The following is an 11,893-nucleotide window of genomic DNA, read 5'->3' on the forward strand; positions in this document are numbered from 1 at the left end:
CTACCAGCCGTAGCGCAGCGTTGCCGTTCCGGAATAGGCGTTGCCGCGGCCGAACAGCTCGGCGTCCACCTTTGAGGCGAGCGAGAAGCCGCGAGCAAAGCGCAACTCGCTGCCGAGCGACAGCAGTGCCGCGTCGCGAACCGCGGGCGCGCCGATCACGGTGAGCTCCGTTCCCGGCAATACCTGGAAGGACGAAGTGGCCGTGATGCGGTCGGAGAAATCGTGCAGCCAGGCTGCACGTCCGCGCACGATCAGCTCCGTCCCGCTGTCGATTATGAAGCGATTGTCGAAGCGTGATCCGAGCTCGCTGCGAACTTGCGTCGAGGTTTGCGCGGCGTAGGCGAGCGCAAAGCCGCCGGCGCCGGCGAGGCCGGTCTCGGTATAGGCAGGCGTGCGGAAGCTTTGGGCCTGTCCGGCGGCATAGGGCGTGATGCGGAAGCTCATCAACGCGATGCGATAGCCGGCCTCGATGCGTCCGCCATAGTTTTGCGCCTTGAAGCTGGCGTCGAGCCGGTCAAACGCACCCGGCAGCATCACGGTGCGACTGGTGCTGAGATCGTGCCAGCCATAGGCGAAGGCCGCCGAGAGATAGGAGTTGCCGAGCCTGGTCGAGGAATAGAGGCCGGCCTGGAAATTCTCGCCGCGACCGGAGCCGAGCGTGTCCACGCCCCAATTGGTGAAGCCGCCTGAGATCGCGGCGCCGATGACGGTGTTTTGGGAGACGCGATAGTCGACGCCGGCCGCGCCGCCGCCATTGCGCGCATCGAGCGCATGGCTGCCGACGGGCGTGTCGGCGTTGCGCTTGGCCTGCGCGCCATAGGCCGCCGCCCAGGTACCCCAGCGCCGATCGATGGTGTCGTAGCTTGATGCCGGCATCGCGCCCGCGGCATTGTTCGCCGCGGCGACCGCAGGCGGAAGCGCTTGTTCTGCTGCATAGCCGATCGCGCGCGGCTGCGACGGTCCGTTGCCGAGCTGGGTGTCCAGGAACGGGTCGAGCATCATATTGAGGAACGAGTCCGTTGCTCTGAAACCTGCCGCCGAGGCACCGGTTGCGACTTCGCCGGAGATCTGGTCGAGACCGTTCGTCAGCGCCGCGCCGCTGAGGCCGAACAGCGTGACGAATTGCGCGGGCAGTGCGTTCCCGGCATTGAAATAGGTGTTGAGCGCCGTCGCGACGGAGGACTGGTTGGGGGCGAGGGCGGTGCTGTTGCCTCCGCCTCCGCCGCCGCCACCGCCGCCACCGCCGCCGCCCGTGCCACCGCCACCGGTGCCCCCGAGGTCGGCGGTGAGGTCGAGCTTCGCGTCGGTTGCGGTGTAGGACAGGTTGGCCTTGAAGCCGGAGGGCAGGCCGACGGTGCTCAGGCTCGCGAACGTGCCAGTGCGGCTGCTCGACGTGAGGATAGTGTAGGACTTTGCGACGTAGTTGCCCGCCGCGAAGGTGGCCTGGACGGTGCCCGCGAGACTTGCCGTGCCGCTCACATTCGTCGTGTCCGACAGCGACGGCATGACATCGACGAGATATTTGCCGGTGCTCGTCTGCACGAAGTTTCCGAGAACGATCGACGTCATCATCCCTCCGACGCCGCCGGGGGCATAGCTACCCTTGTTGGTAAAGCTGTTGCCGGCGCCGATCGTGATCACCTGCCCGGAATTGTAGAGTCCCGAACTCTGGTTGGTGAGGCTGTTGGTGCCGGCGCCGAGATCGACCCAACCCGTCATCGTTCCGAAATTGCTGATGGTCTCGTTGCCGGTGTGGCCGAGCACGGCGTAGCCGTTGAAGCCGGTGGTCGTGGAGATGTTGCCGGTCGCCGAGTTGGTCAGGCTGTTGCTGGAGCCGCCGATGAAGTCGACGCCGTGGGCGCCGACGATCTTGGCGTTGTTGGTGATGGTGATGTTGCCGGTGCCGGCCGTGCTGGCATAGATGCCGGCCGAGCCCGCCTGGATCGCGCCATTCGCCGTGATGACGGTGTTGGAACTATTCGCGGCGTTGCCGATCGTGGTCATGACGCCCATCGTGTCGGCGTAGATTTTGCCGGCGGTAACGTTGATGGCGCCGGACGCGCCCGTCGGATTCGACGCCACGATGCCGACTCCGCCGACGGGGGCACCAACTCCTCCGGGCCCGCCCGGACCGCCGATCTGACCGCCGGTCATGTTGACGACGACATTGCCCGTGCCCAGGGACGCCGCGCGCAGGCCGTCGCCTCCGGTCTGGATCGTTCCTGCCGTCATGTTGATGGTGGTCGTGCCGCCGGTCCCGCCTGCGGTCACGGCCCTGCTGTTGGTGTCGGTGCCGGCGTTGACGTCGGCAGCGACATTGATGGTGAGCGCACCGCTTCCCATGCTTCTTGCGTCGACGCCGATGATGTTGGTCGCCAGCGCCGTGATGGACGCGTTGACGTTCACGGTGACGGAGCCGCTGCCGGCGGTGCTGGCGTAAATCGGCCCCTGGTCGAAGGAGACGGGCGCCGTAGTGACGGCGATCATGCCGTTGGAATCGACCCGGACGTTGCCGGTGCTCGCGGCGTTGGTGATCTGCGCGTAGACGCCGGTGTACTTCGCATAGATCGCTCCGGCGGTGACGAAGACGTCGCCGGCGGTCCCTGAGCTCTGTGCGTAGATCCCGGCGTTGGGAGTTGCCGCCGCCGAGCCGATCGAGCCGCCGGTCATGTTGACGCGCACGCCGCCGGTGCCGGAGGAGGCGGCTTCGATCCCGATGGCGTTACCGGTCACGCTCCCGGCGGTCATGTTGACGGTGGTGGCGCCGTTGACGCCGAACGCCGTGACGGCGCCGAAGAAGACGCCGGCGGCCATCACGTCATTGGCGATGTTCAGCGTCGTGACGCCGCCGAGCGTGGTTTGGGTCGCGATACCAGACGTGAAGCCGGACGAGATCGCGCCGGTGCCATTGAAGGTGATGTTGCCGCCGACATTCGTCATGTAGACGCCGGCATTGCTGCCGCCGCCGTCCACTAACCCCGAACCGCCATAGGTGATCGCGCCGCCATTGCCGTCGGCTTGCACTGCGCCGCCGGTGACACCGGCCATGCTGATGCTGGCCTGGCCGTTGTTGGTAATGTCGATGGTGTGCGGCGTCGCGCCCGTCGCCTCCAGCTCGATCCCCGCGCCGCCGATGCTGATTCCGGAGTGAATCGTGCCGACGAGGTTGGCATCGAACGACTGGATGCGATCGCTGGTCGAAGTGTTGGTGCTGGTCGTATTGGTGGTGTTGGTCGTGGTCGTGCTGGCCGCACAGTCGATGGTGACCGTGGTGGTGCCATTGGCGATGCACGCCGCCATCGCCTGCGGCATGCCGAGGAGAGGGGCGGTCAGAAGTGCCGAGGATGCCAGCAGCGCGCTCTTGCGCGAGGATCGATACGCAGACAGGAATTTCACGTCTCACCCAGAATTGCCAATGAATCAAATCATTTGGCCAATCTGCATGGGGCCGCCAAAACTGTCTTGTTCTGGGCTGGACTGGATTTGGACTGGACGCGCCTGGTGCCGATTTGGCAGGCTTGTCGCCTTTTTGCCACGCCGGGCGCACACGCCGTGATTGAACCCTCTTGACCTTGGATGGACCAATGTTAGGGACTGAGAGAGGTTGGGGCGCGGGGCTTGGCGATACAGAAATTCACGATCTCGACGGGTCAGCCCTCGGCTCATCTGTATGACGAAGCGCGCTTTCGGCTTTGGCAGGAGACCTATTGCGGGCGGATCGAGGATATCAAGCGCCTGACCAGCGACCCCTTCGTCGGGCGGTGGAGCTTTACCCGCATCAGGGATTTTGGCATGTGCCGGTTTCGCGGCACGCCGCATGCGGGCCAGCGCGAGGCTCACCAGATTCCCGCGGCCGGCGACGAGAAGCTCAGCATCGGATTCAATCTGGCGCAAACCGCGCACCGGTTCTCCCAACTCGGCCGGGAGCATACCGTGCCGGACACCCAGCCTCTCTTCTACCGCGCGGACGAGGCGTACCAATATGTCGGCGCCAGCGACTATGTCGTGATGGCGTTTCCAAAGCGCATGCTCGGCGCGTTCGGCTCCAGGGCCGAGGCGCTTCTCGGCCGGCCGCTGGATGGCGACCTGCCGGCGCTGCGGCATCTGCGCCGCTATCTGTCCCTGCTCGACGAACCCGATCTGGCCACCGCCGACCAGGCGCTTGCCGATCACATGCTCGATACGGTCGAGGATCTCATCGTGCTGTCGCTTGGCGCTTCGGGCGATGCGGCCGACATGGCGCGGATGCGCGGATTGCGCGCTGCGCGTTACGCCGAGATCGGAGGTCTGATCGCGCGGGGCTTTGCCGATCCGGGCTTTTCCGTGCAGCGCGTCGCCGTGACCACTGGGCTATCGCCGAGCTACATCCAGAAGCTGCTCTCGGAAGGCGGCCATAGTTTTACCGAGCGCGTGCTGGAGCTCAGGTTGAAAAAGGCACGCGACATGCTCGCGGATCCGCGCAATGACGCCCTCAAGGTGAGCGAGATTGCGCTCGCCTGCGGTTTCAGCGATATCTCCTACTTCAACCGCTGCTTCCGACGCCGCTTTGGAGCCACGCCGAACGAATGCCGCGGTGGATGAGCCAATGGCCGACGCCCCGCGAGAGCTGCAACGATGCGGAAACTGACGATTTCGACGGCGGAGCTTCCCGCGCAGCTCGATGATCAGGCGCGCTTCAGATTTTGGCACGAAAGCTTTTGCGAGTGGGTCGTCCGCTGTGACATGAAGCGGCTGTCCGACGAACCCTTTGCCATGGAATGGACGTTCAACGAATTGAACGAGGTGAGGTTCGGTCGGGTATGCGGCGCGTCTCGCTCAACCTCGGTCATGCCGCAGCATATTTCCTCGACAACGCCTGACATGCTCGCCCTGGGCTTCAACCTTGGCGCTTCGGCGAGTTGGTTCTCCCAGCGGGGGGAGTTGACCCGGGCGAGCGGGCAGCCGCACCTCTATAGTTTGACCGAGGCCTATCGCTCCGCAGGCGCAACCGACGCCCTCAGCGTGGCGATGCCGCGACGCGCGCTGCAGGCGCTGGTCCCCGATCCCGAATCGCTGTTGTCGGCGCCGCTCGACGGCAGCTTGCCGGCGATGCGGCAGCTGCGGCGCTATCTCTGCATGATGAACGAGCCGGGCAGCATCAGCGTCTCATCGATCACGTCGAAACCACGATTCTGGATCTCGCCGCGCTCGCGCTTGGGGCGCAACGCGACGTCGCGGAGCTTGCAAGCATGCGTGGCTTGCGCGCCGCCCGGCATGCCGAGATCGTCCGCGTGATCGGCAAGGGATTTTGCGACCCGGCGTTCTCGGTGCAACGTGTTGCGATCGCGACAGGCCTGTCGCCGAGCTACATCCAGAAGATATTGCACCAGACGGGCCAAAGCTTCACCGAGCGGGTGCTCGAGCTGCGGCTTGGCAAGGCCCGCCGCATGCTGGTCAATCGCAGCAATGACAGCCTCAGGATCGGCGAGATCGCGCTCGCCTGCGGTTTCAACGACATCTCCTACTTCAACCGGAGCTTTCGCCGCCGGTTCGGCGCGGCCCCCAACGAATGCCGCGGCAACGCGCATTGAACGCAGGTCGAGCGACCCGCGACCAAGATGGCGAGGCCGGCGGGGATTGCGTGCGCGGCGCCGCGCGGTAATCTCGACGCCGACGACGAGACAAGCTTGGGCAGGGCAGGTGCATGACCGCTCTTCAGGACGCCGTAAAACCTTCGCCGCGGTCCAGGGAATGGAAGGCGGTCGTCATCCTGATCCTGCTGATCCCCGTGCTGTGGTCGCCGCCGTTCCTGGTTCGCTTCTTTCTGTACCAGCCCTTTAGTATCCCCTCGAGCTCGATGGTGCCGACGCTCTTGATCGGCGACGATGTGTTCGCCGCAAAGTATGCCTATGGCTACAGCCGCTACTCGTTTCCGGGATGGCTGCCGGCGTTTTCAGGGCGCGTCTTCGGATCGGAGCCCCTGCGCGGCGACGTGATCGTTTTCCGCCTGCCGAGCGACACCAAGGTCGACTACGTCAAGCGCGTGGTGGGCCTGCCGAACGATCGCATCCAGATCAAGCAGGGCCAGCTCTTCATCAACGACAAGCCCGTGACGCGGCAGCGCCTGAAGGACGGCGTGGAGGACTATGCCTGCGGAATCGAGCCGGGCACCAAGGCGAAGCGCTGGTGGGAGACGCTGCCAAACGGCGCGAGCTACGAGATCCTCGATTGCATCGACAACGCCTACTACGACAATACGAATGTCTACACCGTGCCGCCGGGCCATGTCTTCGTGCTCGGCGACAACAGGGACAACTCGACCGACAGCCGCGTGCTAACGACCGTGGGCTACGTGCCGATGGAGAACATCGTCGGAAAGGTGACGCGGATCTACCTCTCCATCGGCACTGACGACATCCGGCCCGAGCGGATCTGGATGAAGGTGAAATAGGGTAAGACCATCTTCCCTCGTCATTCCGGGGCGCGACGAAGTCGCGAGCCCGGAATCCATCCCGCCCAACGCTCAGCTCACGATTTGCGGATACAAATCAATCCACTGCGGATTTTCTTCTTCGATGAGCCGAATCTTCTAATCCCTGCGCCATTTCTTCAATTCCTTCTCGCGCTCGATGGCGGTCACGGGGTCGTCGTAGATCTCGAACCAGACCAATCTGTCGACAGAGTATCTCTTACTGAAGCCAGCGGCGGCTTTGGTCTTGTGCTCATGAATGCGACGGACAATGTCGTTCGTAACGCCGAGATACAGCGTCCCGTATTTCTTGCTCGCGAGAAGATAGACGTAATACGCCATGAGTCCGCGGAGGAATGGATTCCGGGCTCGGCGCTACGCGCCGCCCCGGAATGACGAGTGGATATTACCTCTGATTGCAGGGTGACAAAACAAAAACCCCGGCATCGCTGCCGGGGTTCTGCATTTCGTGGTTCGCGTGAAGCGGTCGGACCTTAGAAGTCCATGCCGCCCATGCCGCCGCCCGGAGGCATGGCGGGACCGGCAGCGGCCTTCTTCGGCAGCTCGGCGACCATGGCTTCGGTGGTGATCAGCAGCGCCGCCACGGAGGAGGCGTTCTGGATCGCGGTGCGCACGACCTTGGTCGGGTCGATGATGCCCTTGGAGACGAGGTTCACGTAGTCGCCGCTCTGGGAGTCGAAGCCGTAGGCGTACTGATCCTTCTCGAGGATCTTGCCGACGATGACCGAACCGTCTTCACCCGCGTTGATCGCGATCTGGCGGGCCGGCGCGGAGAGCGCCTTGCGCACGATCTCGACGCCGGTCTTCTGGTCGTCGTTGGCGGTACGGACGCTCTTCAGCTTCTCGGAGGCGCGGAGCAGGGCGACGCCGCCGCCCGGCAGAATGCCTTCCTCGACAGCCGCGCGGGTCGCATGCATCGCGTCATCAACGCGATCCTTGCGCTCCTTCACCTCGACCTCGGTCGCGCCGCCGACGCGGATCACCGCGACGCCGCCAGCGAGCTTGGCGAGACGCTCCTGGAGCTTCTCACGGTCGTAGTCCGAGGTGGTCTCCTCGATCTGCGCCTTGATCTGGGCCACGCGCGCCTCGATGTCGGCCTTCTTGCCGGCGCCGTTGACGATCGTGGTGTTCTCCTTGTCGATCATCACCTTCTTGGCGCGACCGAGCATGTTGAGCGTGACGTTCTCGAGCTTGATGCCGAGGTCTTCCGAGATGCACTGACCGCCGGTCAGGATCGCGATGTCCTGCAGCATGGCCTTGCGGCGATCGCCGAAGCCCGGAGCCTTGACGGCCGCGACCTTGAGGCCGCCGCGGAGACGGTTCACGACCAGGGTCGCGAGGGCTTCGCCCTCAACGTCCTCGGCGATGATCACCAGCGGCTTGCCGGTCTGCACCACGGCCTCGAGCAGCGGGAGCAGCTCGTTCAGCGAGGAGAGCTTCTTCTCGTTGATGAGGATGTAGGCGTCGTCCATCTCGACGCGCATCTTGTCGGCGTTGGTGACGAAGTAGGGCGAGATGTAGCCGCGATCGAACTGCATGCCCTCGACGACGTCGAGCTCGGTCTCCAGCGACTTGGCTTCCTCGACGGTGATGACACCCTCGTTGCCGACCTTCTTCATGGCGTCGGCGAGGAACTTGCCGATCTCCGCGTCGCCGTTGGCCGAGATGGTGCCGACCTGGGCGATCTCGTCGTTCGAGGTGACTTTCTTGGTGTTCTTCTCGAGGTCCGCAACGACGGCGTCGACGGCGAGGTCGATACCGCGCTTGAGGTCCATCGGGTTCATGCCGGCGGCAACCGCCTTGGCGCCTTCGCGAACGATCGCGGCGGCGAGCACGGTCGCGGTGGTGGTGCCGTCGCCGGCCGCGTCAGCGGACTTGGAGGCGACTTCGCGCACCATCTGCGCGCCCATGTTCTCGAACTTGTCGTCGAGCTCGATCTCCTTGGCGACGGTGACGCCGTCCTTGGTGATGCGGGGAGCGCCGAACGACTTGTCGAGGACGACGTTGCGGCCCTTCGGACCGAGCGTGACCTTCACGGCGTTGGCGAGGATCTCGACACCGCGCAGCATGCGGTCGCGCGCGTCGACGCCGAATTTGACTTCTTTGGCTGACATTATGGGTTTCCCTGAGTACTTGGTTCTGTCTCACCCTTGCTCACCTTTGGCGAGGCGCCCGGCAGGCGCTCCTCAGGGGTGAGCGGTGCGAGCGTTGGATTAGGCGGCTTTCTTCTTGGAAGCGGGGACGTCGAGCACGCCCATGATGTCGCTTTCCTTCATGATCAAGAGGTCGACGTTGTCGATCTTGACTTCGGTGCCGGACCACTTGCCGAACAGCACGCGGTCACCGACCTTCAGATCGATCGGGATCAGCTTGCCGGCTTCGTCGCGGCCACCGGGGCCGACGGCGACGACTTCGCCCTGGGAGGGCTTTTCCTTGGCAGTGTCGGGAATGATGATGCCGCCAGCGGTCTTCTCTTCTGCGTCGATGCGCTTGACCACGACGCGGTCGTGAAGCGGACGGAATTTCATGCAGTCCTCCTAACCATTTGCACGAGATGGAGATTTTTGGGGTGTTAGCAATCGATGCCCGCGAGTGCTAGCGCGGGCGAGACTGAAATAGGACAGGATTTTTGCGGGAGCAAGGGCTTCTAGCAGAAAAATCAGCACTCTGAAGGGCCGCCTGCCAGAAATGTTTACCATCGTTAATGGGCGGGAATGAGCCGCCGGGACCGTATTAGCACGGAGCGGGTTCTGCTGCTAACGCATTGAATTTCAACAGCTTGTTAAACTTTTGGGCTTGAGATGAATTGTCAGTTTGCGTCACATTTCTCTTATGTGAGCGCATCTCCACCGGGTGGCTCGTAAGCAGCGTACCGGATCAAGCCACCCCCTGAATGCGCTCCTGCAAAGGAGGTTGGCATGGGACTGCGGGTTGGGGGCGTTTCCGACGATTTCCGGAAACAGATGCTGGGTTACGGGCTGACGACGGCGCAGATCCTGTATCGGATGCCGGATCACCCCGCGCTGCTCCAGACTTATGTCTGGCAGAACTACGATCTCTTCCCGAAATTCCCGGCGCTGACCGATTTCCTCGCCTTCTGGCAGCAGAAGCTCGACGGTCCGCTGTTCTCGGTGACGGTGGCGCATTCCAAGCTGATCAAGCCCGCCGAGCTGCGCGCGGTCGACGGTGTGTTCAGGCTGCATTGAGGAAGTGTAGGGTGGGTTAGCCTCGCGGCTGCGCGAAGCGCAGTCCGCTGGCGTAACCCACCGCTTCTCGCGCAGCGACGGAAGTGGTGGGTTACGCCTTCGGCTAACCCACCCTACGATTCCAGAAATTTGTGTTAGCCTCCCTCCAGAACAAGAACGGGAGGCACGAGCCATGGCCAGGAAGACCAACAAGACCAAAAAGCCGACATCGCGCAGCGCAGCTCAATCCGCAGTAAAGAAGAAGTGGAGCGGCAGCAAGGCCGCCGCCCGGCCATCGGCACGCAAGACGCCGTCAGCCCGCAAGGCCGTGAAGTCGAAGGCACGCACGACAGCCGCCAAATCCTCCGTCAAAAAACCTGCGCGTCCGAAGCAGCGCATCGCCGTCAGCCATCATCGCGAAGAGGATTTCAAGGCGGACGGTCTGCGCGCCTACGCGCAATATCGCGACCTCGGCATATCAGATGCGACCCACGGCCTCGCGCAAGCGCACGTCATCCGGCTGCAGGGTCCCTGCAACCCGGACGAGGTCTCAAAGCTTCACTATCACGACGTCGAATTCCAGATGGTCTATGTGCTCAAGGGCTGGGTGAAGACCTACATGGACGGGCAGGGCGAGACGCTGATGAAGCAAGGCAGCGCCTGGACCCAGCCGCCGAAGATCAAGCACATGATTTTGGACTATTCCGACGACGTCGAACTGCTGGAGGTCATCTTGCCGGCGGAGTTCAAGACGGTGGAGTTGAAGGCGTAGTGATCCGTCGTTCCGGGGCGCGCGCAGCGCGAACCCGGAACCTCGAGATTCCGGGTTCGGTGCTGCGCACCGCCCCGGAATGACGAACGGGAATTACGTCAACACCCCCACGATCGCCCCCATCAGACACGTCGTCAGCGTGCCCGATACGATCGACTTCAGCCCGAGCGCGTTGATCTCGTCGCGCCGCTCCGGCGCCATCACGCCCAGGCCGCCGATCATGATGCCGAGGCTGGCAAAATTGGCGAACCCGCACATCGCATAGAGCATGATCAGCCGCGAGCGGGCATCGAGCGCGTCGGGCGGGAGTTTTGACAGATCGACATAGGCAATCAGCTCATTGAGCACGGTCTTGGTGCCCATCAGGCTGCCGGCGGTGATGGCCTGGTCCCAGGGCAGGCCCATCAGCCAGCACACCGGTGCCATCACCAGACCGAGGAGCCTTTGCAACGAGATCGCGGCACCGCCGACATTGGGCAAGAGGGCGAGCACGGCATTGACGAGATAGACCAGCGCGACCAGCACCAGCAGCATGGCGACGATGTTGAGCAGCAGTTCGAGCCCTGCGGAAGTGCCCTTCACGATGGCGTCCATCGTGCTCGAGGCATGCATCTCGGGGTCGCCCAGCGTCCCCCCGGTCAGCTTGTCGCTGGTTTCGGGCACCATGATCAGGCTGACGAGGATCGCGGCCGGCGCGCCTAGCACGGAGGCGATGACGAAATGCGCGGCCGCGTCGGGTATCAGCGGTGCCAGGAACGTCGCATAGAGCACCAGCACGGTGCCGGCGATCCCGGCCATGCCGCCGGTCATCACCAGGAACAATTCGCTGCGCGTCATCTGCGCAAGGTAGGGCCGCACGAACAGCGGCGCTTCGACCATGCCGAGGAAGATGTTGGCGGCGGTCGACAAGCCCACCGCGCCGCCGACGCCGAGCGTGCGCTCGAGCAGCCAGGCCATGCCGCGCACGATCGGCGGCAGCACGCGCCAGTAGAACAGCAGCGTCGTCAGCACGCTCATGACCAGCACGATCGGCAGCGCCTGGAAGGCGAGGATGAAATCCGCGCCGGGCACCTTCAGCTCGAAGGGCAGGGCGCCGCCGCCGACATAGCCGAACACGAAGGCGCTTCCTGCGCGCGAGGCTGACGAGATCGCGCCAACCGCGTCGTTGATCGCGCCAAAAGCATGCGCGACGACGGGCAGCTTGAGCAGGATGACGGCCGTAGCGAACGTCGAAACAAGCCCGATCGCCGCCTGCCGCAGCGAGACCGCACGGCGGTTCTCCGCGAGCGCCCAGGCGATCAGCAGCAATGCGAAAATGCCGAGTGCCGATTGCAATCGCAGCATGATGTCCCCAATCCCCTGGTGATTATGGCAGTTAGCGCATTGCAAAGGCAATGCCGCGCGGCTGGCGGCTCGCCCCCTTGTTGACAAGCGGGCCCGGCTCAGCCACGCGGTGGATTCATCCCC

The 11,893-nt window shown here is 63.9% G+C and carries 10 protein-coding genes and 1 pseudogene; 6 read left to right on the forward strand and 5 right to left on the reverse strand.

Annotated elements, in window-relative coordinates; translation table 11 throughout:
- Positions 1–3,396: an autotransporter domain-containing protein gene (locus KUF59_RS16910; protein WP_212458322.1), complete on the reverse strand. Its 3,396-nt coding sequence runs from the start codon at positions 3,394–3,396 to the stop codon at positions 1–3.
- Between the two features lie 222 nt (positions 3,397–3,618).
- On the opposite strand from KUF59_RS16910, the gene KUF59_RS44060 reads away from it, so the two are divergent.
- From KUF59_RS44060 to lepB, 4 genes are all read left to right on the forward strand, one after another.
- On the forward strand, positions 3,619–4,581 hold the full coding sequence (locus KUF59_RS44060) for a helix-turn-helix transcriptional regulator (protein ID WP_309500988.1): 963 nt from the start codon (positions 3,619–3,621) through the stop codon (positions 4,579–4,581).
- Between the two features lie 141 nt (positions 4,582–4,722).
- Positions 4,723–5,274, forward strand: a complete 552-nt coding sequence (locus KUF59_RS16920) for a cupin domain-containing protein (RefSeq protein WP_212458323.1) — start codon at positions 4,723–4,725, stop codon at positions 5,272–5,274.
- Positions 5,229–5,570 carry a helix-turn-helix transcriptional regulator gene (locus KUF59_RS16925; protein WP_212458324.1) on the forward strand — a complete coding sequence of 114 codons (342 nt, stop codon included), beginning with the start codon at positions 5,229–5,231 and terminating at the stop codon, positions 5,568–5,570. The genes KUF59_RS16920 and KUF59_RS16925 overlap by 46 nt, the downstream gene beginning before the upstream one ends.
- A 113-nt stretch (positions 5,571–5,683) precedes the next feature.
- A complete protein-coding gene (gene lepB, locus KUF59_RS16930; protein ID WP_212458325.1) occupies positions 5,684–6,430 on the forward strand; it encodes a signal peptidase I in 747 nt (248 codons plus the stop codon).
- Between the two features lie 72 nt (positions 6,431–6,502).
- Here lepB and KUF59_RS16935 read toward each other — a convergent pair.
- The 3 genes and pseudogenes from KUF59_RS16935 to KUF59_RS16945 form a co-directional block, all read right to left on the reverse strand.
- A pseudogene (locus tag KUF59_RS16935) lies at positions 6,503–6,790 on the reverse strand (GIY-YIG nuclease family protein).
- Between the two features lie 152 nt (positions 6,791–6,942).
- Positions 6,943–8,583 (reverse strand): chaperonin GroEL, encoded by a 1,641-nt coding sequence (gene groL, locus KUF59_RS16940; RefSeq protein WP_212458327.1) that lies wholly within the window; start codon positions 8,581–8,583, stop codon positions 6,943–6,945.
- Positions 8,584–8,682: 99 nt separating this feature from the next.
- Positions 8,683–8,997: a co-chaperone GroES gene (locus KUF59_RS16945; RefSeq protein WP_008139213.1), complete on the reverse strand. Its 315-nt coding sequence runs from the start codon at positions 8,995–8,997 to the stop codon at positions 8,683–8,685.
- Between the two features lie 390 nt (positions 8,998–9,387).
- Between KUF59_RS16945 and KUF59_RS16950 the strand changes: the two genes are divergently transcribed.
- Both KUF59_RS16950 and KUF59_RS16955 read left to right on the forward strand, forming a co-directional pair.
- Positions 9,388–9,675, forward strand: coding sequence for an usg protein (locus KUF59_RS16950; protein ID WP_212458328.1), 288 nt, complete (start codon positions 9,388–9,390; stop codon positions 9,673–9,675).
- 172 nt (positions 9,676–9,847) lie between these two features.
- Entirely contained in the window at positions 9,848–10,426 is a 579-nt protein-coding gene (locus tag KUF59_RS16955) for a cupin domain-containing protein (protein ID WP_212458329.1), read from the forward strand.
- Between the two features lie 93 nt (positions 10,427–10,519).
- Here KUF59_RS16955 and KUF59_RS16960 read toward each other — a convergent pair whose 3' ends face one another.
- Positions 10,520–11,770, reverse strand: coding sequence for a NupC/NupG family nucleoside CNT transporter (locus tag KUF59_RS16960; protein WP_212458330.1), 1,251 nt, complete (start codon positions 11,768–11,770; stop codon positions 10,520–10,522).
- Between the last annotated feature and the right edge of the window lie 123 nt (positions 11,771–11,893).

Origin of the sequence: Bradyrhizobium arachidis (assembly GCF_024758505.1) — a bacterium.
Classification (GTDB): domain Bacteria; phylum Pseudomonadota; class Alphaproteobacteria; order Rhizobiales; family Xanthobacteraceae; genus Bradyrhizobium; species Bradyrhizobium manausense_C.